The 25,213-nt window shown below is 65.2% G+C and carries 23 protein-coding genes, 3 tRNA genes and 1 pseudogene; 12 read left to right on the plus strand and 15 right to left on the minus strand.

What is annotated here, in order from left to right:
• Positions 1-8: 8 nt before the first annotated feature.
• The 5 genes from AC1DRO_RS10275 to AC1DRO_RS10295 all read right to left on the minus strand — a co-directional run bounded on the left by AC1DRO_RS10275 (position 9) and on the right by AC1DRO_RS10295 (position 5,034).
• The gene (locus AC1DRO_RS10275) at positions 9-1,523 is read right to left on the minus strand and encodes a C40 family peptidase (RefSeq protein WP_476950732.1); all 1,515 of its coding nucleotides are present in this window, start codon (positions 1,521-1,523) and stop codon (positions 9-11) included.
• Positions 1,524-1,713: 190 nt separating this feature from the next.
• A complete protein-coding gene (locus AC1DRO_RS10280) occupies positions 1,714-2,634 on the minus strand; it encodes a cation diffusion facilitator family transporter (RefSeq protein ID WP_459383669.1) in 921 nt (306 codons plus the stop codon).
• A 10-nt stretch (positions 2,635-2,644) separates the two neighbouring features.
• Positions 2,645-3,076 carry a metallopeptidase family protein gene (locus tag AC1DRO_RS10285; protein ID WP_476950733.1) on the minus strand — a complete coding sequence of 144 codons (432 nt, stop codon included), beginning with the start codon at positions 3,074-3,076 and terminating at the stop codon, positions 2,645-2,647.
• 9 nt (positions 3,077-3,085) lie between these two features.
• Positions 3,086-4,066, minus strand: coding sequence for a DMT family transporter (locus AC1DRO_RS10290; protein WP_476950734.1), 981 nt, complete (start codon positions 4,064-4,066; stop codon positions 3,086-3,088).
• 86 nt (positions 4,067-4,152) lie between these two features.
• Positions 4,153-5,034 (minus strand): ArgP/LysG family DNA-binding transcriptional regulator, encoded by an 882-nt coding sequence (locus AC1DRO_RS10295; RefSeq protein WP_476950735.1) that lies wholly within the window; start codon positions 5,032-5,034, stop codon positions 4,153-4,155.
• A gap of 68 nt (positions 5,035-5,102) precedes the next feature.
• Between AC1DRO_RS10295 and AC1DRO_RS10300 the strand changes: the two genes are divergently transcribed.
• The gene (locus tag AC1DRO_RS10300) at positions 5,103-5,705 is read left to right on the plus strand and encodes a LysE/ArgO family amino acid transporter (RefSeq protein WP_476950736.1); all 603 of its coding nucleotides are present in this window, start codon (positions 5,103-5,105) and stop codon (positions 5,703-5,705) included.
• Between the two features lie 127 nt (positions 5,706-5,832).
• Here AC1DRO_RS10300 and AC1DRO_RS10305 read toward each other — a convergent pair whose 3' ends face one another.
• Positions 5,833-6,057 carry a hypothetical protein gene (locus AC1DRO_RS10305; protein ID WP_476950737.1) on the minus strand — a complete coding sequence of 75 codons (225 nt, stop codon included), beginning with the start codon at positions 6,055-6,057 and terminating at the stop codon, positions 5,833-5,835.
• A gap of 72 nt (positions 6,058-6,129) precedes the next feature.
• On the opposite strand from AC1DRO_RS10305, the gene AC1DRO_RS10310 reads away from it, so the two are divergent.
• Positions 6,130-6,405: a methyltransferase family protein gene (locus AC1DRO_RS10310; RefSeq protein WP_476950738.1), complete on the plus strand. Its 276-nt coding sequence runs from the start codon at positions 6,130-6,132 to the stop codon at positions 6,403-6,405.
• An 84-nt stretch (positions 6,406-6,489) separates the two neighbouring features.
• Here the strand turns inward: AC1DRO_RS10310 and AC1DRO_RS10315 are convergent, their stop codons facing one another.
• Entirely contained in the window at positions 6,490-7,509 is a 1,020-nt protein-coding gene (locus AC1DRO_RS10315; RefSeq protein WP_476950739.1) for a PHP domain-containing protein, read from the minus strand.
• 200 nt (positions 7,510-7,709) lie between these two features.
• Between AC1DRO_RS10315 and AC1DRO_RS10320 the strand changes: the two genes are divergently transcribed.
• From AC1DRO_RS10320 to AC1DRO_RS10330, 3 genes are all read left to right on the plus strand, one after another.
• Positions 7,710-7,782, plus strand: a tRNA-Glu gene (locus tag AC1DRO_RS10320).
• A 105-nt stretch (positions 7,783-7,887) separates the two neighbouring features.
• A tRNA-Asp gene (locus AC1DRO_RS10325) sits at positions 7,888-7,961 on the plus strand.
• 48 nt (positions 7,962-8,009) lie between these two features.
• Positions 8,010-8,085 (plus strand) — tRNA-Phe (locus AC1DRO_RS10330).
• 452 nt (positions 8,086-8,537) lie between these two features.
• Here AC1DRO_RS10330 and AC1DRO_RS10335 read toward each other — a convergent pair.
• The 8 genes and pseudogenes from AC1DRO_RS10335 to AC1DRO_RS10370 all read right to left on the minus strand — a co-directional run bounded on the left by AC1DRO_RS10335 (position 8,538) and on the right by AC1DRO_RS10370 (position 18,517).
• The gene (locus AC1DRO_RS10335; protein WP_476950740.1) at positions 8,538-8,888 is read right to left on the minus strand and encodes a hypothetical protein; all 351 of its coding nucleotides are present in this window, start codon (positions 8,886-8,888) and stop codon (positions 8,538-8,540) included.
• 70 nt (positions 8,889-8,958) lie between these two features.
• Positions 8,959-9,051, minus strand: a pseudogene (locus AC1DRO_RS10340) (IS21-like element helper ATPase IstB); the annotation flags it as partial.
• 64 nt (positions 9,052-9,115) lie between these two features.
• Positions 9,116-11,983 (minus strand): FAD-binding and (Fe-S)-binding domain-containing protein, encoded by a 2,868-nt coding sequence (locus tag AC1DRO_RS10345; RefSeq protein ID WP_476950741.1) that lies wholly within the window; start codon positions 11,981-11,983, stop codon positions 9,116-9,118.
• Positions 11,984-12,027: 44 nt separating this feature from the next.
• A complete protein-coding gene (locus AC1DRO_RS10350) occupies positions 12,028-13,167 on the minus strand; it encodes a Glu/Leu/Phe/Val family dehydrogenase (protein WP_476950742.1) in 1,140 nt (379 codons plus the stop codon).
• 103 nt (positions 13,168-13,270) lie between these two features.
• On the minus strand, positions 13,271-14,800 hold the full coding sequence (amaB, locus tag AC1DRO_RS10355) for an L-piperidine-6-carboxylate dehydrogenase (RefSeq protein WP_476950743.1): 1,530 nt from the start codon (positions 14,798-14,800) through the stop codon (positions 13,271-13,273).
• A gap of 36 nt (positions 14,801-14,836) precedes the next feature.
• The gene (gene hglS, locus AC1DRO_RS10360) at positions 14,837-16,237 is read right to left on the minus strand and encodes a 2-oxoadipate dioxygenase/decarboxylase (RefSeq protein ID WP_476950744.1); all 1,401 of its coding nucleotides are present in this window, start codon (positions 16,235-16,237) and stop codon (positions 14,837-14,839) included.
• Between the two features lie 60 nt (positions 16,238-16,297).
• Entirely contained in the window at positions 16,298-17,488 is a 1,191-nt protein-coding gene (locus AC1DRO_RS10365) for an NAD(P)/FAD-dependent oxidoreductase (RefSeq protein ID WP_476950745.1), read from the minus strand.
• Positions 17,489-17,851: 363 nt separating this feature from the next.
• Positions 17,852-18,517 carry a GntR family transcriptional regulator gene (locus tag AC1DRO_RS10370; protein ID WP_476950746.1) on the minus strand — a complete coding sequence of 222 codons (666 nt, stop codon included), beginning with the start codon at positions 18,515-18,517 and terminating at the stop codon, positions 17,852-17,854.
• Between the two features lie 251 nt (positions 18,518-18,768).
• Between AC1DRO_RS10370 and AC1DRO_RS10375 the strand changes: the two genes are divergently transcribed.
• The 7 genes from AC1DRO_RS10375 to AC1DRO_RS10405 are packed head-to-tail and all read left to right on the plus strand — an operon-like array spanning position 18,769 to position 24,736.
• Positions 18,769-19,614 (plus strand): substrate-binding periplasmic protein, encoded by an 846-nt coding sequence (locus AC1DRO_RS10375; RefSeq protein ID WP_476950747.1) that lies wholly within the window; start codon positions 18,769-18,771, stop codon positions 19,612-19,614.
• A 51-nt stretch (positions 19,615-19,665) separates the two neighbouring features.
• The gene (locus tag AC1DRO_RS10380; protein WP_476950748.1) at positions 19,666-20,700 is read left to right on the plus strand and encodes an ornithine cyclodeaminase family protein; all 1,035 of its coding nucleotides are present in this window, start codon (positions 19,666-19,668) and stop codon (positions 20,698-20,700) included.
• Positions 20,701-20,735: 35 nt separating this feature from the next.
• Complete coding sequence (locus tag AC1DRO_RS10385; RefSeq protein ID WP_476950767.1) at positions 20,736-21,509, plus strand: amino acid ABC transporter ATP-binding protein; 774 nt, start codon at positions 20,736-20,738, stop codon at positions 21,507-21,509.
• Positions 21,510-21,518: 9 nt separating this feature from the next.
• Entirely contained in the window at positions 21,519-22,151 is a 633-nt protein-coding gene (locus AC1DRO_RS10390) for an amino acid ABC transporter permease (protein WP_476950768.1), read from the plus strand.
• Positions 22,148-22,804, plus strand: a complete 657-nt coding sequence (locus tag AC1DRO_RS10395; RefSeq protein ID WP_476950749.1) for an amino acid ABC transporter permease — start codon at positions 22,148-22,150, stop codon at positions 22,802-22,804. Before AC1DRO_RS10390 ends, AC1DRO_RS10395 begins: the two co-directional genes overlap by 4 nt.
• Positions 22,805-22,807: 3 nt before the next feature.
• The gene (locus AC1DRO_RS10400) at positions 22,808-24,061 is read left to right on the plus strand and encodes an NAD(P)/FAD-dependent oxidoreductase (protein WP_476950750.1); all 1,254 of its coding nucleotides are present in this window, start codon (positions 22,808-22,810) and stop codon (positions 24,059-24,061) included.
• Positions 24,062-24,112: 51 nt separating this feature from the next.
• Complete coding sequence (locus AC1DRO_RS10405) at positions 24,113-24,736, plus strand: short chain dehydrogenase (protein ID WP_476950751.1); 624 nt, start codon at positions 24,113-24,115, stop codon at positions 24,734-24,736.
• Positions 24,737-25,213 lie beyond the last annotated feature (477 nt).

Genomic DNA, 25,213 nt, shown 5'->3' on the forward strand with positions numbered 1-25,213 from the left:
CGCCAGTCTCAGTAACGGGCCGCGTAGCCGTACAGCTGCATCCCGGACATGGCGGCAACATCGGTCACGGTAATGCCGGCGTCGGGGTTCAGCGCCTGGACCACGCGGCCGCCGCCGAGGTAGATGGCCACGTGGTAGAAGCCCGGGGCCGAACCCCAGACGAACAGATCGCCCGGACGCGCCTGGGAGAGCGGGACATGGACCGGGGCCTGGGCGAACTGCTGGGAGGCAGTGCGGGGCAGGTACTTCCCTGCCGCAGCGAACGCATTCTGCACCAGGCCCGAGCAGTCAAACCCATAGCTCCCGGTTCCGCCGTACTGGTAGAAGAATGGCGATCCGGTCTTGCCGAGCGCCACCGAAATCGCGGTCTGGTTTGACCCGCCAGAAATCGGCGCCGGAACCGGAACAGGTACTGGCGCCGGAACCGGGGCAGGACTCGGTGCGGGGACCGGAGCAGGTACTGGCGCGGGATCCGGCGCGGATGCCGGATCCGGCGCGGGTGCGGGCGCTGGTGCGGGTGCGGGTGCGGGTGCGGGTGCGGGCGCTGCAGCGGGGGCCGGCACGTCGGCGGGAGCCGGAGCGGCTGGCTGTCCTGCTGCCGAATCGTCCCGTCCCGGAGCTGTTGGTGCCGGCTGTGAACCCGTGCCAGGCTGCGGCGCGGGGCCCGCCGCCGCGGTCAGTGCTGCGAGCCGAGCCTGCTGGCGCTGGCGGTCGAGGGCGTCCACCCGGGCCGATTCCAGCGCCGCGGTGGTGTTTCTCAGGCTTGCCAGCTGGTCCACGAGCGCGCTGCGCTGCGCTTTGGCATCGGCCACGACCTGGCGCTGGGCTGCAGCGGCGCGGTCGGCGTCGGCCTTGCGGTCCGCGGCAGTCGCGGCGGCCTCGTCGGCGGCGCGGTTGGCGTCCGCTGCGGCTTCGGTCAGGGACTGCGCGGCCGTGGCCGCGTTTTCCGCGGACTCGAAGGCCCGCGCGCGTCCGGCCGTTACAGCTTCCAGCGTGGCGGCATCCTCCAGGGCCCGCCCGGAGCCGCTGACAAAGCTGCTGAGGGCCGGGTTCAGGCCGCCGTTGCGGTACAGGTCACCGGCCAGCTGGCCGAGCTGTTTGCGGGTTTTGGCCTGTTCTGCCCCGGCGGCGGCAGCCCTGGCGGCCGCCACAGCCGCCGCGTCACGGCGTGTGGCCAGCTCCACGAGGGCCTCGCCGTACGCGTTGTTAGCTTGCAGGGATGCGGCGAGGCTGGTTTCCTGACCGGCCGACGCGTCGGCCAAAAGCCCGTCGATCCTGGTGACCTCTGCCGCCGTCGAGCTCGCACTGGACTTGGCGGCAGCGATCTCTTCCGGTGAGGGGATCTCCGGCGACGCCGGAACCCGGCCGGCAGTCTCCAGCGGCGGGCGCCCCTGCGCAGAAAGCTGCGAAGAAATCAGCGCGGAGGTCAGCGGCGCGGCCTGGGCCGGGAGCGCGAGCGTTCCGAGGAGGACGACGGCGGTGCAGAGCACAGCCGTCTTGCGGCCGGATCGGATCCAACTCATGGGCAACCTCGCTGAAGTCTCAGGCTGGAGTGAGCGAGGTCGGATTTGGCGCGTGAAAGCCCTCTGCGGATCACCCAGCAGGCATGAGGCTACGTGCCAAAGGCTACTTTGGCAACACGAGTCACATGAATAACATAAACAACACGAGTGTCATTTGGCCACGTCCGTGACGGGCGTGTCCTGCCGACGGTCAGGCGTGCTGGTGTGCCTCGTGCTCTGAATGCGTGGTGGGCTCGAGCTGGAACGTGCAGTGTTCGGTGTCGAAATGGGAGCCAAGGCAGCTGGTGAGTTTGTCCAGGACCCGGTCGGCGCCCTTGGCGCCGAGCGCTGCGTCCTCCACCACCACATGGGCGGAGAAGACGGGGACACCAGAGGTAATGGTCCAGATGTGGATGTCGTGGACGGATACCACGCCGTCCACCGCCAGGATGTGGTCGCGGATCATCTGAACGTCCACGCCCTTGGGCGTGGCCTCGAGGAGCACGTCCACGACGTCGCGCAGCAGGTGCCAGGCACGGGGCAGGATCATGAGGGCGATGAGGATCGAGGCAATGGTGTCGGCCGCCTGGAACCCGGTGACCATGATGACCACCGCCGCCGCGATGACGGCAAAGGACCCCAGCAGATCCCCCAGGACTTCGAGGTAGGCGCCGCGGACGTTCAGGCTTTCCTTCTGGGCGCCGCGCAGGATCAGCAGGGAGACCAGGTTGGCGACGGCGCCGAGGACCGCCGCGGCGAGCATGACGTCGGTGTGAACCTCCGGGGTGGTGCCGAGCCTGCGGATGGCCTCGGTGAAGATGACCACCGAGATGACGATCAGGACCAGTGCGTTGGCCAGCGCCGCCAGAACCTCGGCGCGCTGGTAACCGTAGGTGCGCAGATCGCTGGCGGGCCGGGTGGCGATCCATGCGGCCAGCAGGGCGATGAAGACGCCGGCTGCGTCCGAGAGCATGTGTCCGGCATCGGCGAGCAGGGCCAGGGAGCCGGAGACCACCGCACCGATGGTCTGCACGAGCACCACGGCGAGCGTGATGGCCAGGACGGCGACCAGGCGCTTGCGGTGCTTGCCGGTGGCAGTCAGGCCGTGCGAGTGGCTGTGGTCGTGTCCCATGCCTACAAGGCTATCCCCAGCCGAGCTCGTGCAGGCGCGCGTCGCTGATGCCGAAGTGGTGGGCGATCTCGTGCACCACGGTGACGGTGACTTCCTCGATCACGTCCTCCCGGGAGGTGCAGATGTCCAGGATGGGTTGGCGGAAAATGGTGATCCGGTCCGGCAGCGAGCCGGCGTCCCACCAGGAGTCCCGCTCGGTCAGGGGCACCCCCTCATAGAGCCCCAGCAGCACGGTGTCCGGATCCTCCCCGGGCTGCGGGGTGTAGTCGTCCTCGATGAAGATCGCGACATTGCTCATGGTCTTTGCCAGATCCGGCGGGATCCGGTCGAGGGCATCACTCACGGCAGCCTCGAAATCGGCCTCGGACATCGGGAAGGGGCCGTCACCACCGTCCCCGCCGTTCGGAACGATCGGCAGGCCGGGCGGGAGGGAGGAGGGCATAGGCAAACTCTAGCGGGACCGGCGCCGGGTCAGCCCCACGCCCACAAGGCAGATCACGCCGCCCACCAGGCCCCAGATGGTCGGAATCTCGCCCAGAACCAGCCAGGAGATCAGGATTGTGGTGCCCGGGACCAGGTAGGTGGTGGCCGCGAGGCGTCCCGCATCAATCATCGAGAGCGCATAGGCCCACGTGGTGAATGCGATCGCAGTGGGGAAGATGCCCAGATAGACCAGGCCCAGGGTGGCCGGCAGGGGAGCGGCCTGCAGCTCGGTGACCAACTGGCCGCTAAAGGGCAGGCAGCACAGGGCGCCCACCATGATGCCGAACCAGGTGGCCTGGGCGGCCGGGAACTTGCGGAGCACCGGTTTTTGCACGATCACGCTCACGGCCGCCAGCGCGGCCGCAAGTAGGCAAAGCAGGACGCCGGCCACGTCCGCCGTCGACCGCTGGCCGGAACCAAGCGCAATCACGGCCACGCCGCCGAACGCGATCAGGCTGCCGATGATGAGCCAGCGCGGGAACCCTTCCTTCAGGATCACACCGGCCATGACGGCGACCAGGATGGGGTTGACGTTGATCAGCAGGGCGGCCGTGCCCGCGTCGAGCATGTGTTCGGCGGCGTTCAGGGCCACGTTGTAGCCTCCGAACCACATGACGCCATAGGCCAGGATGGGCCACCACTCGCGGCCCCGGGGCAGGCCCCTGAGCTTGGGCACCACCAGCAGGCCCAGCACGACGGCGGCAACGGCCAGCCGGCCGAGGGTCAGGGAGCCGGGGGAGAAGCTCGGGCCCACGGCCCGGATGCCCACGAAGGCGGAGGCCCACAGGACCACGGTGACGACGACGGCGGCGATGCCGAGCCTGCTGATCGTGGCCGGCTGCCCGGGAGGGGGCGGCGCGGGTTGCGGGGCGGGTGCGGGGGCAGCGTGCGGAGACCCTTCGTGGGGGCCTGCGGACGGAGTGGGGCCGGATGCGGCTGTTGTTGCCATGCTGCCAATGTAGCCGTTCCCGCCTCCTCCCGGCTGGCGGGAATCGGTCACGTCTAGTCGAGATCCTGCCAACATCCCGAATGGCCTCAGCGCAGGACGCGCGCCGCCGTCCGGACAGCGGCCGCGACGTCGTTCAGAGCCGCCGAGCCGCGCCGCCACTGCTGCCAGTAGAGGGCAACGTCCACGTGCGCCCGCGGGGCGAGGGCCTCGAGCCTGCCGGCCAACAGGTCCTCGCCGATTTCGATCTCGGGCATCATGCCCCAGCCCATGCCCCAGCGGATGGCGTCGCCAAACTCCTGGGCGGCCGGGACATAGTGGCGCGGCGGCTGCAGGGAGGCCCGACTGACCCGGCGCAGCCAGCGGTCCTGCAGGTCGTCCTTGCGGTCGAAGACCACAACGGGAGCCGCGGCGAGCGTCGCGCCGGTCGCACCCGCCCCAAACCAGCGGCGGGTGAAGTCCGGAGCGCACACCGGCAAATAGCGCATGGTGCCCAGCTTGCTCGATGAGCAGCCGGGCACGGGCTGGGCTGTTTCCGTGATGGCGGCCGCGGCGGCTCCGGCGCGCAGCAGGTCCAATGAGTGCTCCTGGTCCTCACGCAGGATCTCGAGCTGGACGTTGTCACTGGCCGCCGCGAGGCCGGCCAACGCCCAGGTGTGCAAGGAATCGCTGTTGATCACCAGCGTCAGGCGCGTCCCTCCGCGGGGGTGCTCCGGCTGCAGCTCCTCGGCCAGGTCCGCGGAGAGCATTTCCAGTTGCCGGGCGAAGCGCACCACGGCCTCGCCGGACTCCGTGAGTCCGGGCGGCCGCGCCCGGGTCAGGACCGGCCGGCCGACGGCGGTCTCGAGGGCCCGGACCCGCTGGCTGATCGCCGACGGCGTCACGGACAGGTGCGCGGCCGCGGCGTCGAAGCTCCCGTGCGTCAGAATCGCGGCCAGCGTCCGGGCCTGTTCGGGGGTAATCTCCATCATTAGCCCATCTTACGTATCAGCAGAATCTTTAACTGGTTTCATCTCTGGCGGGCGCCTACCGTGGAGTGGTGATCCTTCCCCTGTTTTCCGGTCTTTCCGCCGGACTGTCCCTCATTGTTGCTATCGGCGCGCAGAACGCTTTTGTCCTCCGGCAGGGCATTCAGCGCTCGCACGTCGTCATGGTGGTGGCAGTCTGCGCGGTCTCGGACCTCGCGCTGATCCTGCTGGGCGTCGCGGGCATCGGCATCCTCCTGGACCGGGCGCCCGCTGCCCTCGTCGTGATCCGGTGGGCCGGGGCGGCGTTCCTCCTTGCCTACGGGGCGCTCGCGGCCCGGCGCGCGGTCCGCGGGGAGCAGATGGAGAATCCTGGCAACAAGCCCGCCGCCGGCCGGGCCGCCGTCCTTGGCACTTGCCTGGCCTTTACCTGGCTGAACCCGCACGTCTACCTGGACACGGTGCTGCTGCTCGGGTCCCTCGCTGCCGCCCAGGGCGAAGCCGGGCGCTGGTGGTTCGCCGCCGGGGCCGGCCTGGGAAGCATTGCCTGGTTCACCGCCCTCGGCGCGGGTGCGCGGTTCCTGACGTCCCTGTTCCGGCGCCGGACGGCCTGGCGCGTGCTCGACGCCGGAATCGCCGTCGTGATGGTCACCCTTGCCGTGCTGCTGCTGACCTGACACGCGCCCGCCCACCGCCCCGCCCCGCCGCGCGCCGCCCGCCGCCCACCGCGCGTCCACGCAAAGTGTCGGGAAAGCTGAGGCTGATCCAACGTCCCCGGGGTTGGGCCGGCGGGCCCTTGTCCGTTTAACGTGGCGGGGTCACGATTGCTGGTATGACAGCATCCCCAGCCTCGGCCAGCGAACGACGGCGTGCAGGCATCGGCACAGCCGTCTTCGCGATCGCCCCCGCAACCGCCGCCGGCGTGGTGCCGTGGCTGCTGACCCGCTGGAAAGTGGAGTCCCCGGTCCCCGGCGGGGTGCCCGCGCAGATCGCGGGCGCAATGATGATCGGTGCGGGCGCCGCCGTCATCGCGAACTCCTTTGTGCATTTCGCCGTCGAGGGCATCGGGACCCCGCGCCATTTGCCCCGCCCAGGCAACTGGTGGTTGGCGGCCTCTACCGGTACGTGCGGAATCCGATGTACGTGTCCATTGCCGCGGCCGTCGCGGGGCAGGGGCTCCTGCTGGGCCAGCCAAAGCTCTTCCTCGCCCTGGGCATCGGCGCCATCCCGGTGGTGGCTTTCGTCCGGCAGTTCGAGGAGCCCACACTGGCCCGGAAGTTCGGTGCGGCGTACGAGGAGTACCGCAGCAACGTCCCGCGCTGGCTGCCCAGGCCCACGCCGTGGCAGCCCGAAGGGCCGGAGCCGTCCCGGCCCTAGGCGTCGGCGGGCAGGGCATTGGCGGGCGGGGCATCCGCGGGCTGGGGTAGCCCTGGGGCCTGGCCCAGGGCATTTGTCCGGCCGCTATTTGCCGCTTCCGGCCCACTCCAGCAGCCGATCCAGCGGCCAGGTGGTGACGATCCGCTCGGCGGGTACCCCGTTCGAGGCCGCGCGCTCGGCACCGTACTGCAGGAAATCCAGCTGGCCCGGCGCATGGGCGTCGCTGTCGATGCTGAACAGACAGTCGGCATCGAGGGCCAGCCGGATCAGCTCGTCCGGCGGATCCTGCCGTTCGGGGCGGGAATTGATTTCGACGGCCACATTATTGCCGGCGCACGCCGCGAACACGCGCGCGGCGTCGAACTCGGACTGCGGGCGGGTTCCCCTCGACCCCTGCAGCAGCCGGCCGGTGCAGTGGCCGAGGACGTTCGTGTGCGGATCATTGATGGCGCCCAGCATCCGCTCGGTCATGGTGCTCCGGTCGGAGCGGAGCTTCGAGTGGACGCTCGCCACCACGATGTCCAGCCGGTCCAGCATCGCCGGGGACTGGTCCAGGGTGCCGTCCTCCAGGATGTCCACCTCGATCCCGGCCAGGAGGCGGAAGTCCCCGCCGTCCGCGTTGATGTCCGCAACAACGTCCAGCTGTTCCCGAAGGCGTTCGGCGCTCAGGCCGTTGGCAATCTTGAGGTTGGGGGAGTGGTCCGTCAGGGCGAGGTAATCCCGGCCCAGCGTCCGGGCGGCGTCAGCCATCAGTCCGATCGGGGACCCACCGTCGGACCAGTCGCTGTGGCTGTGCAGGTCGCCGCGGAGGGCCGAGCGCAGTTCGGTGCCACCGGTCGCGAGGGGTTGCTGCCCGCGTTGGCGCAGGTCCTCAAGATAGTCGGGCACGCCGCCGTCGACCGCCTGCCGGATGACCTCGAACGTTCTGTCGCCGATCCCCTTCATGCTCTTGAGCCTGCCGTTGCGTGCCCGCGCTGCGACCTCCTCCGGGTCCAGGGCGCCGATAATCCTGGCTGCCTTGCGGAACGCCTGGATCTTGAAGGTGGGGGCGAACCCGCGTTCGAGCCAGAACGCAATCTCATTGAGGGCATCAACGGCATCCATCAGTCCATCTTGCACCCACTCTGCCCGGCCCCGCCCCCATCTTGGCCAGGCTTTGTATCGGCGGGAGGGGCCGATTTTGGATAATCCGGGGGTCTGCCCTTATAGTTTTATAGTCCAGTTCGGAGGAACCCGAAAGGACAAAAACGACAGGCTTCGGCCCTTAATTTTTGCCCTGATATGTTTCACCGGATGGCGTCCTGGCCCCCATCGTCTAGCGGCCTAGGACACCGCCCTTTCACGGCGGCGGCACGGGTTCGAATCCCGTTGGGGGTACGCAAGGAACTGGTCAAACCGGGTGAAAAAGTCTGGTAGGCTAAAGGCCTTGAAAATCTGCGGTAGCGATATCGCAGGCAGCAAGAACAAGCAGTAAACAAGCAAGGCCCTGTAGCGCAGTTGGTTAGCGCGCCGCCCTGTCACGGCGGAGGTCGCGGGTTCAAGTCCCGTCAGGGTCGCTCTGATTGCCGGAAGAAATTCTGGCCTTCAAGGTGACGTGTCGCCTAGGCTCTGTAGCTCAGTTGGTAGAGCGTTCGACTGAAAATCGAAAGGTCACCGGATCGACGCCGGTCGGAGCCACCAGCTAGAACCCCGCAGTTCCCAGTGTTTACACGGGACTGCGGGGTTTTTTCGTTGCCTGATGGACGTGACCATTCAGGCTGGATCAGCCAGAATCAGCCAAGTTATGAGACAGGCCTCTGGTATTCCCTTGGTAGAAGGGGACACTGGCAGAAGGCCGCCGGCGTAGAAGACGAGAGGCCCGGCCGATTGCGTTCCGTGGCGTTGGTCTGACCCCTCGCTGGACTTGGGGAGGATATCGACATGACCAAGAACGTTCCGCTCAAGGCCATCCTTAAGCTCGCAAAGGCGGGGCTGACGGCAGCCACTTCGTGTTGTCGGAGTCGTAGTGGTTGATGAGAGAGCGACTCATAATCGTGAGGTCGGGGGATCGGGCCCTCCTCACCGCCACCAAAAGCGCAGGCCAGGGGCACATAGCCCCTGGCCTGCTTTTGATTTAGCAACCGATCCAACGCTTACCCAACGAAATCGCCATCAACGCGAGGAAGCAGCCCGCTTTCCCATCCTTGGTCGATGAGCGCCACGGCTCCCCGCAGGTAGTAGCAGCTCGTGCGGCAGCGGACTTCCGCCGCCTTGACGTGCATGGCCCGCGTCATGGCGCCGAGAGTCTCGAGATGCAGAGCTTTGTCGGCGTCGAAGTGGAACAGGTCCCCGTATAGGACGGCTTGGGCCATATCCCAGTCGGAGATCTTGTCGCCGCCATCCCTCTCGACCATGGCCGCGATCTCAGCGGGCGGGCCCGAGTGTATCGCGGTCACCTTGTGCTCGCCCTTGGGGAGCGCGTCCATCGGCGTAAGCTTGCTCATATCCACTGAGTAGAAGTACGCGGTCCTGCGCCATGCCATGAACGCATTCAATACGGCGTCAGACTGGATCTTGAGCGTGGGTGCCTTGGTAGTAGAGTTGTTCCTTCCCGGCGACGGTCAGGGCTTCGTCCAAGACCGCCCTGACCGTGGGCAGGCGCAGCCGGACAGTCGTGCACTGGCCCACGACTGTCGTTTGTTGAGATGGGTGGTCCATATTAGGCTTGCGCTCAACGATGTCCGGCGTTGTCCAGTGCTTCGGCGATGATCTGGACGATGTGGCGGGAGTCGCGGCGGGCCAGATCGGCCACTTGGGTGCGGCAGGAGAACCCGTCGGCCAGGATGGCCCGGTCCGGGGCGTTCGCGATCTTGCCCAGAATGCCCTGTTCGGCAATCGCCACAGAGACGTCGTAGTGGCCCTTTTCCATGCCGAAGTTGCCGGCGAGGCCGCAACATCCACTGGAGATGTCCACGTCGCAGCCCATGGACTTCAGCAGCTCCAGATCCTTGCCGTACCCCATGACAGCGTTTTGATGGCAGTGAGGCTGCGCAAGAATCCGTTCGTCGCTGGTAGGTGGTTGCCAGTTGATGGACGTCAGAAATTCCGAGACCGTCTGTGTCCGGGCGGAGACCTGCCGGGCGCGTTCGTCGTCGGGCAGCAATTCGAGCAGGTCCGAGCGGAGCACTGCCGTGCAGGACGGTTCGAGCCCGATGATGGTTCTGCCGTCGACTACATGCGGGTGCAAGACGTCAAGGGTCTTCCTGAGGGTGGCCTTGGCCGCGGTTAGCTGTCCTGTGGAAATCAGTGTCAATCCGCAGCATGCTCCGGGGCCGGCAATTTTGATATCGCATCCCGCGGCCTGGAGTACCTTGACCGCGGCAAGGGGGACATTGGGGCTAAGCGCGTCAGAGAACGAATCCACCCAGAGCAGCACCTTGTGGGAAGAGTTTGCCGTGTGCGGTGCAGGTCCGTCTGCCGCCACGGCCGCCGGGACCCGCGATGCATTCAGTGTTGCGGGATGAGCCGTCGCCAGGGAATGGAACGGCGTCTTGGGGAATGTCGGCAGGGACCGGCGAGGATCAGCGCCGGCAAACCGGAGCATGGTCCGGCGGAGGATCCCGATGGAGGCAACCTTGTTGACCAGGGGGCCGAGGGGTCCGATCAGTCCCAGCCAGGTGGGCAGCCGGCCGAGGGTGTAGTGGCTGAGCGGACGGAGGCGGCCCTTGTAACTCTGGTGCAGTGCCTCCGACTTGTACATGGCCATGTCGATGCCGGTGGGGCAGTCGCTGGCGCAGGCCTTGCAGCTCAGGCAAAGATCGAGGGCCTCATGGACTTCCGGGGACTTCCAGGACATATCCACGATGCCGCCGTTGAGCATTTCCTGCAGGACGCGCGCCCGGCCCCTGGTCGCGTCCTTTTCATCCTTGGTGGCGAGGTACGAGGGGCACATGAACCCGCCCTCCTCTCGGAGATCGGCCCGGCACTTTCCCACGCCTACGCAGCGGTGTAGCGCGTTGGTGATGTTGCCGCCGTCGTGGGCAAACGCGAAACCATCTGAAGCCAGCAGGTTGCCGGCTTGCGGGCGGCGCAGGTGCGCGTCGAAGGAATCAGGCTTGATGATGACGCCCGGATTGAAGATGTCCTGGAGGTCGAAAAGTGCCTTGAACCCGGCCATCGCCGCCAGGGCCCGGGACGAATACATTGTTTTCAGCAGCTCGCCGCGCGCCCGGCCATCGCCGTGTTCCCCCGAGAGCGAGCCGCCGTACTTGGCGACTAGGTCCGCCGCGGCCGTCAGGAAGCGGCGCATCACGGCGGCATCATGATCCAGCGGAAAGTCGATCCTGACGTGGACGCAGCCGTCACCAAAGTGGCCATATGCCAACCCCGAAACGTTCTCGCGGGCCATGAGCAGTTCAAGATCACGAAGGTAGTCGCCCAGATGTTCGGGCGGGACGGCCGAATCCTCCCAGCCCGGCCATGCCTGGTTCCCGGCTGCGGTTCTCCCGGCCAGACCGGCGCCGTCGGACCGAATCTGCCACAGCCGTTTGGCCTCCGGTCCGGCCGGAAGGATCATTGAGTCGATCGCGCCCGCGTCCAGGACCATCCGCTCTGCGGCAGCTACCGAATCATCCGACGTCGCTCCGCCCACTTCCACCATGAGCCAGCCGTTCCCCGCCGGCATGCTGGGGACGGCGTGCTCGCCTTTGGCGTTGCGGATCACGTTGACCAGCTGCGCGTCCAGTCCCTCCAAGGCCAGCGGATGGTGCGGAAGCAAGCCGGGAACCGCGTCGGCCGCAGTCGGCATATCCGGATATCCCAACACGGCCAACGCCGGGGCGGCCGCCTGCGGAACCAGCCGGACCTCGGCCTCCAGGATGATGCCGCAGGTTCCTTCCGTCCCAGTCAGGGCAGCGGCCAGGTTTCCGCCGTTCTCGGGCAGGAGATGCTCAAGGCTATAGCCCGAGATTTGGCGGCCGAACCGGCCGAACTCCAGCCGAAGGACGTCCAGATTGGCGGTGATGAACTCATCGAGTCCGGGGATTTGGGCCGTGGCTTCCTTGCCCGAGCCCAGCTCCACAACTTGTCCCGAGCCGGTCAGCCAGCGAAGGCGGCGCACGTTATCCGCCGTCCGCCCAAAAGAGAGCCCATGGGGGCCGCACGCATTGTTGCCGATCATGCCTCCGATGGTGCACCGAGTGGACGTGGACGGATCAGGCCCGAACCGAAGCCCGTGGACGCCGGCAGCCCGCTGCAGGTCACTGAGGACGACGCCGGGCTGGACCACCGCCGTCCGGTTCTCCGCATCGATGCTGATGATCTGGTTCATGAACCTGCTGAAGTCCAGCACCAATCCGGGTCCCACGGCGTTGCCGGCGCACGACGTGCCGGCACCGCGGCCTGTGACAGCCAGTCCGTGCCGGCGGGCAATCCTGACCGCCTCGACCACGTCGTCCGCGTTCTTGGGCATGACTACCACCTGGGGCACTACCCGGTAGTTCGAGGCGTCCGTGGAATATTCCGCGCGTCGACGGGTGCTGCTGTCAACGATGCCCGCAACGGCTGCGGTGAGTTCTTCGACAATCTGGTCAATGTTCATGCGTGGTGCTCGTCCTTGTCCCTGCGGCGGTGCGTGGTGGGAGGCTAGTACTGCAGGGGCTTGCCGCGCAGCTCCATGGCCCGGCGCACGCGGCTTTGTGCCAGCGAACGGGCGGCATGGTGGGTGGTGGAATCCAGCTTTTCCGCCTCCGCCAGCACGATGGCCGTGTTCGCGCGGAGCTTGTGGGAGACCGTCGTGAAGATCTGCTCGGTCTCGGGACGGAACGGCGAATACCGGGACTCCATGGCAAAGGCCGCACTGACGACGCCGCCGGCGTTGGCGACGAAGTCGGGCACTACCGTCACGGATGCCGCGCGCAACGCCTGCTGTGCCGCGGCGTTGGTGGGAAGGTTGGCGCCCTCCACCACGAGCTTGGCCGAGATGCCGCCCACGTTTCCCTCATGGATGACATCCTGCAGGGCGGCAGGGATCGCGATTTCGGCGTCGACGAACAACTCGGTGCCAGCCGGAATGGCCAGTTCCGGAAACTCTTTGACTAACCCGTCGCCGAGCCGCGACCGCATGGCCAGCAACCTGGGGATGTCCAGCCCTGCGGGATTGTGAAGCGCGCCCTCAGCAGTGGAAATCGACACGACGCTATAGCCGAGCTCATGAAGCCGGGCAGCCGTGGCATGCCCGACAGCGCCGAAACCCTGGATGGCCACGCGCTGGCCCTGGAGGCCGATGGTTGCTGCGGCCTCATCCGTGACTTCAGCCACGCCGTAGCCGGTGATGCCCAGCTGGTCGTAGGGTACGCCGCCCAGATCGTAGGGAGTTCCCACCGCTGCGCCCCGGTCGCCCAACTCATCGATGATGATGGCCGCATCGTTTTCCGTCAGCCCCATGTCCAGGCCAAAGACATACTCGGACGGGACTTCATTGCTCAGGGCCCGGACAAAGGAGCGGAGGATTGCTTCCTTGTGGGGTGAGTTGGGGTCGGCGCGGATGCCGGCTTTGGCGCCGCCGAAGAAGAGGTCGACGCCGGCCCACTTCCAGGTCATGACCCGGGCCAGGCGGGCAATCTCATCGACTGTCACGCCGGGCTGCATCCGGGTCCCGCCCTTGCCCATGCCGCGGGCGGTGTTGTCGATGACCAGAACGCCCTTCATTCCCGTTTTGGCGTCGCTGACCGTGACGATCTTTTCCGGGCCCCATTCATCCATCATGTCGAACAGACTGGTCATCGCTGGATACTCCTTATGTGCTGGCGGCTAAGTGATCTGACGGGGGACTGACGGCGGAGACGGTGCCGGCCGGACCGGGCCGGCACCTTCTCCGCCGGGGTGCCTAGAGGAACTTCACGCCCTGGGCGAGCGGCAGCTGTCCCGAGTAGTTGACGGTGTTGGTGGCCTGGCGCATGTAGACCTTCCACGAGTCGGAACCGGACTCGCGGCCGCCGCCGGTTTCCTTCTCGCCGCCGAATGCGCCGCCGATTTCGGCTCCTGAGGTGCCGATGTTGACGTTGGCGATGCCGCAGTCCGATCCGCTGGCCGACATGAAGCGTTCGGCCTCGGCCTGGTCGTTGGTGAACACGGCCGAGGACAGACCCTGGGGAACGTCGTTTTGGATGGCGATGGCGTCGTCGAAGTCCGTGTATGTCATGACGTAAAGCAGGGGTGCAAAGGTCTCGTCCTTGACGACGGCGGTCTGGGCCGGCATTCGGACGATCGCAGGCTCCACGTAGTAGGCGCCGGGCTCGTCGTCGGCGTTCACGCGGCCACCGCCGCAGCGGACTGTGCCGCCCTGTTCCTGTGCCGCCTTAATGGCGTCCTGCATGCCATCGAAGCTGGACTTGTTGATCAGCGGCCCGATCAGGTTCTCCTCATCCAAGGGGGTCCCGATGCGCAGCGTGGCGTAGGCATTGACGAGCTTGTCGGTCAGTTCGTCGACGATCGATTCGTGCACGATCAGGCGGCGCATGGACGTGCAGCGCTGGCCGGCGGTTCCGACGGCGGCGAAGACGATGCCGCGCAGGGCCAGATCGAGATCGGCCGACGGCGCGACGATTGCTGCGTTGTTTCCGCCGAGTTCGAGCAGGGCGCGGCCGAAACGGCGAGCCACGCGGGGAGCGATTTCCTGGCCCATCCGTACCGAGCCGGTGGCGGAGAGCAGGGCAACGCGCGGATCATCGACGATCACCTGGCCGCCGGAACGATCGGCCAGGACCAGCTTGTGCAGGTCTGTCGGAGCGCCAACGTCCGCGACGGCGCGGCCCAGCAGGGCATCGGCGGCCAGTGCACTGAGCATGGTCATCCCCGAGGGTTTCCACACGATGGTGTCGCCGCACACAAGAGCCAGCGCCGTATTCCAGGAGTAGACCGCAACGGGGAAGTTGAAGGCAGAGATGACCCCGACAACGCCAAGGGGGTGCCAGGTTTCCATGAGGCGGTGTCCGGGCCGCTCCGAGGGCATGGTCTTGCCATAGAGCTGGCGGGACAGGCCGACCGCAAAGTCGCAGATATCGATCATTTCCTGGACTTCACCGAGAGCTTCGGACTCGATCTTGCCAGCCTCGGCCGTCACGATCCGCGCCAGGTCCTCCTTGTGTTCGGTCAGCAGCTCGCCCCAGCGCTTGACCAGGTTGCCGCGGAGCGGCGCGGGCACATCACGCCACGTTTTGAAGGCCTCGTGGGCCTGGCCGATCATCGTGTCGATGTCCGCCGGCGTGTTGACCGGCAGGGTCATCAAGACTTCGCCGGTCAGCGGCGAGGACGCCTCGTGCGGGCCGCCGAGGGCGTCAACATTGACGCCGCAGGCCTCCAGTGCGTCGCGGACGATCGCTGCAAGTTCGGACGTTTGGGTCAGAGTTTCGGTCATCGTGATCTCCTGAGGTTGTTTGGTCTGGCGGGCTGATTAGTGGCTGAGTGTGATGTTGAGGCGGTGGGCCAGGGCCGCGATCGATGCGTCCTGCTGCAGCTGGTAGAGATCGTTCGGGTCATGGACCTCGAAGCCGACAATCTCGGACATCCGGTGGATGTCGTAGCTGGTTCCGACCTGTTCTTCGTCCTTGGAACCTTCCTCTGTCAGGTTTGATTGGAAGATCCCGGCGGCCGAGCGGGGGAGGAAGTCCTCATACACAATGGGCTCCGGGACGGCGATTCCCGCGTCGACAAGATCCGACAGGGAAGCCGTGCCGGCCAAGGATGCACCGGCCAGGGCGTCTTCATCGAGGCGGTAGGTGAAAAAGGCCAGTCCCTGCAGGGCCAGCTCCTTCTCGGTGCGGGGCAGGTTCTCCGCCCAGACCCCGGCGGCTACCTCGACGCGAGTCGTTCCCGCCGGGGCCGAGGCCAACCGTGCGTCCGACTCGGCGACCATCCGGTCGTAGAGATCGCGGCCCGCCACCGTCAAGGCAATTCCGCGGGCCTCGACTTCGCCGAAGCGCACCCGCAGTTCACCCTTGTTGGTGGATCCGTCGGCGTAGCGGAACACGCGGTTTTCACCGAGCGCCCGGAAGGACGTCTGGCGCAGGAGCAGGTCCGGCCCGTCCCAGCGCGGCGGTCCTTGGATCTCATCGATCATGGTGATGCCGCGCGCCTGCATGCGCTTGTACAAATCATCGATGTCCAGCACCCGGGGTGTGAGGTGGTTTATGTGCGTTGTGGAAACGCCGCCGATGTCGGAGGCGACGGCGGAGACTGCCTCAAGCTTTTTGTACCACTCGTAGTCCACGGGGTCCCCGGAGAGTTCAAACGCCGCGGTGGCCAGCTCCAGCAGCCGGGCGGCGTCGTCCTCGTGGAGGCCGCCACCCGCGGCTGCCTTGTCCGCCAGGGTTAGCAGTTCCGCACCGAACAACTGCCGGGCACCGATGAATGCGGCCAGCTCGGCGCGGAGTTCGCGGTCAAAGAACCGCGGATCCTCGGCCGCCAGCATGGAGGTGAAGACACGGAAGGGATTCTTGGCCAGTTCAGCGCCGTCGATCGGGCGGAAGGCCGTCGAGACCACGGGCACGGAGCTCGAGGAAGCATCGCGAAGGTCATAGAAACCGACCGGGTACATGCCGAAGGCGGCGAAGACGCGGGCAACCTGGGCCATTTCCTTCGGGGAGCCGACGCGGATGGCGCCGTGGCGCTCAGCCGTCACCCGTGCAATGCTGCCCAGCCTTTCGGCGTCGGCGCCGTGCTTGGCGGCATACGCTTCGTTCACCTCGGTGGAAACCTCCACAAGCGTGTTGTAGGCGGGGACTTCCCTGCCGTACATCGCGGAGAGCCGCCGCGCGAACTCGGCTCGAAGTTCCCAGGTTTCAAGGGCGGTCATGGTGTGGTTCCTTTCAAGATCATGGCTATTGCGGAGGATGGGGCGCGGTGGCGTCCGGCGCTAGATGATGTGCACTTCTTGAATGAGCTGATCGGCCGTGCGGAACCGATCGGCGGAGAACGAGGCGGGGTCCATGAAGGATTCCCGGTCCAGGTAGACGTCCCGGACGAGCTCGCCGACGGCGGGACCCTGCAGGAAGCCGTGGCCGGAGAATCCAGTGGCGTAGTAGAAGCCACCCACGGAGCTGGACGCACCGATGAGTGCGTTGTGGTCCGGCGTGTTCTCATACAGTCCGGCCCAGCCGCACTCCAGCTCCGGAGCCTCCAGCGCGGGGGCGCATACGCGGGCGGCTGCGTTGAACTCCGGCAGCCATTCATGCGTGAAGTCACGGGCGAAACCAGGCTCCTGGTTGGAGTTGGAAATCCCCAGGAGCATGCCGTTTCGATAGTTGTGGAAGTACAGCGTGGTCGACAGGTCCAGCGTGAACGGCACGGTGGGCATGGGCGAGCTCATCTGGCGGGTCATGCCGATCTGCCGCCGCACCGGGACAACCGGCAGGTTGACGTTGACCATGTCGCCCACACGTTGGGACCACGCGCCGGCACAGCAGATGACGGCATCGGTGATGATGGTGCCGCGATTGGTGGTCACTGAACTGATGCTTCCGCCTGACGCGGTCACATCCATGACTTCCGTGTGCTCAAGGATGCATACGCCCAACGCGGCGGCCGCGTCGGCATAGGCCCGGACCACTTTCCCCGGTTCCGCGAATCCGTCCTCCGGCGAGAACGACGCGCCGATGAGGGCTTCCTGGCGAAGGAAAGGGTTGATTTCGACTGCCTCGGCAGGGGAAATCATCCGGCTGTTGCTGCCGAGACCGTTTTGGATGACGGTGCTGCGCTCACAGTCCAGGATTTCGGATTCGCTCCGGCACAGGAACAGGTAACCCACCTTGCGCAATCCGATGTCGGTGGAGAAGCGCTGTCCGAAGCCCTCGAAGGCCCGCAGGCTGCGCTGGCCCAACACTATGTTTGCCGGATCCGAGAAGGTCGCCCGTACGCCGCCGAGCGGCTTGGAGGATGATCCTTCGCCCAGATCGGAGCGATCAACGAGGACTATGTTGCGCACACCGGCTTCGGCCAGATGGAACGCGATGCTGGTTCCCATGATGCCGCCGCCGATGATGACGACGGCCGCATGTGAAGGCTGTTGAGTCCCTGGGGGAAGCTGGAGCGACACCACATTTGACATTGATCGTCCTGTCTCTGTTGCGGAAGCCATACCCCATTGGCTCGCTTGGGGTATCAACTATCGGTAACGGGTTATATATAACCATCTTGGGGTCCGATGTGATGTACGTCAAGCAAAATGTTCCGCGAGATTATTTGGCGCTCAGTAGCGCCCGGGTGCCGAAGGTGGGCGTCGCACTGGGGATGCCGGGCGCTGCAGGGGGTTGCGGCCGTGCGGGTCCTGCGGGGCATTTCCGACGCCGGGAGGGGTGTTCGATGGTGTGGCGACGGAACTGCCGCCAGCGCTGCAGCCCGGGGCGGCGTTGGAGGTGCCCGTGCGGGCCGGGGAAGCGGCCCGGACGTCCTGGTGGTTGGGGCAGTGAGGTTAGGGAAGCGAGTAGCTGAGGTGTTCGACCATGAGGGACTCGGCGAGCTTCCGGTCCCCGGCAATGAGGGCGGCCAGGATGGGTCCGTGTTCGGCGGCGCTGGTGGCAAGCAGCCCGCGTTCAGCCAGGTGGTAGGAGCCGCTGATCCGGCTCTGGTCCCGGAGGTTTTCAATGATCTTCGTCATTCGGGTGTTGCCCAGCAGTTCAACTATGGCCAGGTGAAATTGCTGATCGTGTTCGAGGTAGTCGACCATGCTGTCGGGCTTGGCTGTCGCCAGCGCGGCTTCTGCCAGTTCGGCGAGCCGCTCGGCGTCGGCGGGAAAGACGCCTTGTTCGGCAACGCGGCCTACTGCGGTCACCTCGATCAGCAGACGGAGGTCATAGACCTCTTTTTGGTCCTTTGCGGTCATCTCCACGACTCGGAACCCCCGGTTCCGCACCACTTCAAGGAGTCCCTTTTCGCTCAGTGCCATCATCGCCTCGCGGACCGGGCTGTTCGAGACGCCCAGCTGCGTGGCCAGGGCGTTGGCCGAATAGATTTTGCCGGGCTGCATGTCACCGGACATGAGGGCGTGCCGAACTATGGAGGTGGCCTCGTCTTTGAGGGTGACCCGGCTTTCGCCCAGCTCAGATATCCCCGCAACGGCTATTCGTTGTTCCTGCATTTCGCTCCTCAGGCGGTGGTCCTCACGGCTAACACTAAGTCACAACGTGCGCGCCACCGGGAAGGGTCGTGATGAATTCCGTCTTGTTTCCACATATTCCGCGGCGATTTTAGTGCTTGACATCCATGCGTAATGCATGGAGATTGGTAATCGACAATCGATAGTGTGTCATACATCACCAAGCGGGTAGTTGGCGATGACATCGAATCGTTGGCAGGGACCAACTTCAGCTCTGATCAAAGGAGATCATTATGAACACTCGCAAAATCCTGGTGGGCGGCACTTCAATTGCACTGCTTGCGCTTTCGCTGTCTGGCTGCGCCGGTTCAGCGGAAAGCGCCGTTGCCAAGGGTTGCCAGCCGGAATCGACGTTCAAGACTATTTCCGCCGGGTTCCTGACCGTTGCCGCGCCGGAGTTCGCCCCGTTTTCCTCTAACAAGGACGGCAAGCTCACCGGCGTCGACGCCGACATCATCAAAGAGTTCGCCGCCAAGAACTGCCTGGACATCAAGGTCGAGTCGACGTCGTACGCAGGAACCATCCCGGCCGTCCAGAGCGGGCGCGCCGACGTGGCGATCGGCTGCTACTACCGCACCGCCGTCCGGGCCGAGATCGTCAGTCTTTCTGATCCGATCTACACCGACGAGATGGGGATCATTTCCGAGTCCGGGGTCAAGGACATCAAGGACCTCGAGAGCATGAAGGTGGGCACCGTCGACGGCTACCTGTGGGTGCCGGACATGAAAAAGGTCATGGGTGCAAACCTGACCATCTACCCCAGCGCCGTGGAGATGCAGGCCGACCTCAAGTCCGGACGCATCCAGGCCGGGATCGACGGGTTTGGTTCCGCAGTCCAGATGTACAAGAGCGACGCCAAGTACAAGGTGGCGGGCGCCAGCGCCGATCCCCGCGTCGTTGCCTCCAAAGAACCTGCCCAAATCGGATTTCCGATCGGGAAGGACAACGTCGACATGACCAAGGCCATGGATTCCTCCATCGCGGCCATGAAGTCCAGCGGCAAGATCGCGGAGGTCGTGAAGTCGTACGGTTTGCCCCAGTCGGCTGTCGAAACCGGTGAACCCCGTTTGGTGAAGTAGGGACGCCTCCCGTAGATCGTTCCGGCATCGCGAGCAAAGGAAACCAATTCCATGGATCCAACGACCAGCCGTTCGGGGCCTCAACCGTCGGTACCCGTCTTCCTCGACGGCGCCACCATAGCGTCGGCACTGACGGCGCGCGAGGCGGTTGCCGCCATGGAATCGGTCCTGGCTTCGGGGCTCGATCCCGAACTGAGTGCGCCAAGGACCCGGGTGGAAACGGACGGCGGGACGTTCATGCAGATGCCGGCGACTAACGGCCAGTACGTAGGAACGAAACTCCTGACCATCACGGCGCGTAACGCCGCTTCGGCGTCCCCGGTCATCCAGGGACTCTATGCACTGTTCGGCGGCCACGACCAGCGGCCATTGGCTGTGCTCGACGGAGTGGCCTTGACCGAGCTGCGGACGTCGTCGGTATCCGCGATGGGGGCGATGCTGCTGGCCTCGCCCGGCCCCAAGCGCCTCGTCGTGTTCGGTGCAGGAGTGCAGGCGTGGGCGCACATCATGGCCTTTGCCGCGCTCTTTGAACTGAGCTGCGTGGAAATCGTGGGCCGCAATGCGGAAGCTGCGGAGCGGCTTGTGAAAAACGCCGAAGGAATCGGCCTGGCGGCCGCGGTGGTCGGCCCTGGCGCGGTGCGGGATGCCGATCTCGTCATTTGCGCGACGGCATCACCGGATGCCCTATTTGACGGGGGCCTGGTGAAGGCGTCCGCCGTGGTGGTGGCCATCGGCTCGCATGACAGGGAGCACCGCGAGCTCGATGACGCTCTTCTCGCCAGGGCCACGGTTTGCGTTGAATCGCTGGACTCGGCCGTACGTGAGGCAGGCGATGTCATCCAGGCCATGGAATCGGGTGCCATTGCCGGGCCCGCACAACTGATCACCCTGGCGGACCTGGTTTTGAAACGCAGGGAGGTGGCCGCGGACCGTCCGGCAGTATTCAAGACCACCGGCATGCCGTGGGAGGACCTTGCGGTCGCCGCGGCCGTCTACGAGGCCTGCATGTCCGGTGCCGGCTCGCACCGGTCCGGCGGACTGGAGATGCCGACGGGTCAGCTGGATGGGACCGGGGCACGGCATTGATCGAACCAGCACGACTATTAGAAATGGAACAACTGATGATTGAGCCTAATCTCCGGACCGGAAAGCCTGTTGTCCAGGTGAGGAATCTGGCCAAGGCCTACGGCCCGCACGTGGTGCTCCGAGACGTTTCCCTGTCAGTGCAGGAGGGGTCCGTCACTGCAATGATCGGGCCCAGCGGGGCGGGGAAGAGCACCGTCCTTCGATGCATGAATCTGCTGGAGCAACCGGACGGCGGCGAAATCGAGATCGACGGTCATCTCATCGTGGCCGGCAGGAAGCCCAACCCCAAAAATCTCGCAGCCCTTCGCCGAAGCGCCGGCATGGTGTTCCAGCATTTCAACCTCTTCCCGCACATGACGGTTCTTCGGAACGTCAGTTTGCCCCAGGAACGTGTTCTTGGGTGCACCCGCGACGAGGCCAACGAGAAATCAATGGAGCTTCTCAAACGCATGGGGCTGGCAGAGAAGGCCGACCAATATCCGTCCAGATGCTCCGGCGGCCAGCAGCAGCGCATCGCCATTGCCCGGGCCCTGGCTCTCGGCCCCCGGGTGATGCTGTTCGATGAGCCAACATCCGCACTTGATCCCGAAGTCGGGGTAGAAGTCCTCGAGGTCATGAAAGAGCTCGCGTCGACAGGCATGACGATGGTGGTGGTGACGCACGAGATGGCGTTCGCGGGAAACGTTGCCGATGAACTCGTGGTGATGGCCGACGGCGGAATCATCGAAAAGGGCGAGCCCGGGCAAATCCTGCAGGATCCGCAGCACGACCGCACGCGCCGATTCCTTCGCGCCGTGCTGGAGCGCTGAGCCGTGGAAATGCTCAGGGCCATCGCCATTGGCTTGCCGCTCACAGTCCTCGTGACCATTCTGGCTCTCATGATCGGCACCGTGGTGGCGCTGCCCATCGTCGCCGGACTTCGGAGCAAAAATCGGATCCTATGGCTACTGTCGCGCGCGCTGGTTGACCTGCTCCGAGGAGTCCCGCCCGTGGTGTGGCTCTTTATCCTGTACTACGGAGTCTCCATCGGCGCCATTCGGCTCACGGCATTGCAGGCCGGCGTCCTGGGCCTTGGCGTGGTGGCTGCGGCATATCTGGCCGAGATCTTCCGCGGCGCCATTTCTTCAATTCCCAAGGGCCAGTGGGAGGCCAGCTCGGCGCTCGGTTTCCACCGCGCCACGGTCTGGAGCCGAATCATCGGTCCGCAAACGGCACGGGCCGTCGTCCCGGCCTACACTACCTTCGCCATCGGGCTGCTCAAGGATTCCTCCATCGCCTCCTCCATCGGCGTGGCTGAGATAGTTTTCATGTCCAGCCAATACGCCCGGCAGTCCGGCGAGGGCATCATGGTGTTCTTCGTGGCTGCGGGCGTCTACATTCTTTTGAGCGTTCCGCTGGGACTGCTCTCGAGGCATCTTGACGTCAAGATGCGAAAGGCGGTGGCCCGATGAACAACCTAGTCGATGTTGCGATCCAATATGCGCCAACACTTTTTGATGGCCTTCAAGTCAGCCTTTCCCTGACCCTCCTCAGCCTGGCGTTTGGCTTGCCCCTCGGACTCTTGTTCGCGTTCGGTGTCACAGCCGGAAACAAGCCCTTCCGCTATGTTTCGGTGTTCTTAGTTGAAGTGGGCCGCGGCGCCCCTGCCCTGGTGCTCCTGCAACTCATGTACTACGGCCTTCCGAATGCCGACATCACCCTTAGCTCCCTGGCCTCGGCGTCTTTGGCTCTGACATGGACAACGGCCGCATACAGTGCCGAGCTGATCCGTGGCGGCATCCAGTCGGTGCCACCGGGTGAAGTCGAGGGGTCCCATGCGCTGGGCATGAGCTACCGCGACTGCCTGCGGTTCGTGGTCATCCCGCAGGGACTGCGCATCGCCCTTCCTTCGCTGATGGGCTTTGCAGTACTGCTGTTTCAGGCGACGTCCCTGGCGTACTCAGTAGCCGTGCCGGAACTCATGAGCCAGGCGTACTCGATCGGCTCATCAACGTTCCAGTATCTGCCGGTCTTCATCATCGCCGGCCTGCTCTATGCGGCCATCTCGATTCCCGCAACGTGGCTGTCCGTCTATGCGGAACGCGTGCTGAGCCGGCACCTTTAGCCGATGTCAGCGACCAATCAGATGAAAACCCCGCAATCAGCCATAGTCGTCGGTGCCGGCATCGTCGGCTTGTCGACGGCCTGGCACCTGCAGCAGCAGGGGTTGTCGGTCACTGTCGTTGACAGGGTCGGGCCGGCTGCCGGTGCCAGTTGGGGCAACGCCGGCTGGGTGACCCCGGGCCTGGTCATGCCCCTGGCGGAGCCGGGCGCCTGGAAGTACGCACTGCAAAGTCTGACCGACCCCGACGCCCCGCTGCACGTGCCGCTGCGGTTCGACCCGCAGCTGTGGAAGTTCCTCCTGCGTTTCGCCGCCAACATGAATGCCCGGAAGTGGCAGCAAACCATGTCAGCGCTCCAGCCCATCACGAGGACCGTGGACGAGTCCTTCGCCCAGCTGAAGGCGCGTGGCATTGCTTCTCCGGTGGTTGCGGCCCCCTACGTTGCAGGCTTCAGCAGCGCCGAGGCCGCCGCAGCGTTCCGGACGGAGCTCGAACACCTCCATGCCATGGGCCAGAGCATCGGTGTCAGCACACTGGCCGACGGGAACCGTCCGGCAGTGCTCTCCGACGCCGTGGTGCACGGCCTGGAAATATCCGGACAGAGCTATCTGGATCCGGGTGACTTTGTCTGTGACCTTGCCCGGGCCTTCGAAGCGTGCGGCGGTCAGATCATGGACGGCACAAACGTCTGTTCTGTTGACGCTGGGCCTTCGTCGGCAGCCGTGACGACTGAGGACGGAAGCCTTCTCACAGCCGAAGTCCTCGTCCTTGCCACCGGCGCCTGGCTGCCTAAGCTGGCCAATAAGTGGGGCTTGAAAATTGGCGTCCAGGCGGGCCGAGGATACTCGTTCACTGTCGACGGCGATTGCCTGCCGAGCGGGCCCCTGTACTTTCCCGAACAACGAGTAGTCTGCACGCCGTACCAGGGGGCACTTCGGATCGCGGGAACAATGGAGTTCCTTGATCCCGACGAGCCTCTGGATTCTTCCAGGCTTGAGTCCGTCGCAAGAGCCATTCGTCCACTGCTGCAGGGCATCGATTGGTCATCACGACGCGACGCGTGGGTCGGCTCCCGCCCGATCACGCCAGACGGGCTGCCCATCGTTGGCCGCCTGGCCTCGAACAGAATCTACGCAGCGGGGGGACACGGCATGTGGGGGATGGTTTTAGGACCGGCAACGGGCAGGTTACTAGCCGAGCAAATCGTGGCCGGTGCCATGCCGGAGCAGATAGCGGCGTTCAACCCGTTGCGCAGATAGGACCGTCAACCGGGTTCCAGTTGCGAATTATCAACAATGAAGGGCACATTCATGCGAATTCTCGTCATCGGCGCCACTGGAACGGTGGGGCAAAACGTGGTCCGGGCGTTGTCCGCACACCACGAAAAGGTTGGTGAAGGGCGGCTGGAAATCATCCGCGCGTCACGGTCATCGACCGAACATCCCGTAGATTGCCGGGACGATGCCAGCGTCGAAGCACTCTTTGACAGGGTAGGGACGGTGGATGCGGTGGTCAGCACGATTGGGGGAGCCAAGTGGGCGTCGGCAACGGATGCAACCTTGGAAACGTACGCGTCGACCGTTAATGGCAAACTGCTGTGCCAGGTTCGCATCACCCTGGCGGCCCGCGGCCACGTCCGGCCGGGCGGTTCCATCACCTTGACAAGCGGGATCGTGGGAAATTATGCCTTCCCAGGGGGCTCACCCAGCGCCATCGCCAATATCGGCCTGGACGCCTTCGTCAAGAGTGCTGCCGCGGAGCTGCCGCACATGCGATTAAATACCGTCAGCGCCACGGTGCTCGAAGAGTCCGCTGACGCATATTCAACGGTGTTTCCCGGCTTCCCTGCCGTACCGGGCGCAGTGGCGGCGGCCGCCTATGTGCGCAGCGTCTACGGTGCCGAAACTGGGCAGACTATCAAAACCTGGTCCTAGCCAGGACGTGCCTCTATGGTTTTCGTCAAGAGGCTTCGGTTATGTTCCGTAATTCGGGGTCTTAGGTTTCCTGTCCCCTGTCTGCAGGAGTGTTCGTCCGGGATGGACGTGCCTGAGCAGCGGGTGACCGGCGCGATGCCGAATGTGAAGACGCTGATTTGAACTAGAAGATGCTGATACGTCCTCGCCTCTGCGCGTAGCGCTGATTCCGGGTGAGTCCGCTCTGGTGCGCCGCCCCAATCGACCGCCGTGCCACGATGTCGTTGGCAGCGGCGTGCGTAACAATGCCATTCGGCGAATCGGGTTACGGCAAGGAACTGTCCTCGCATTCCATCGACGAATACTCGCAGGTCAAGCACGTAATGATCACGAGCATCGACTAGCGGTCCCGAATCCAGCGACCAGGCGAAGGCCGCGGGTGAGGCGGGAGATATGAGTCTTGACTGAGCTTGTCTCGTCCTCGCCCGCGGAACAGCT

The organism is Arthrobacter sp. P4_F11 (genome assembly GCF_056401395.1).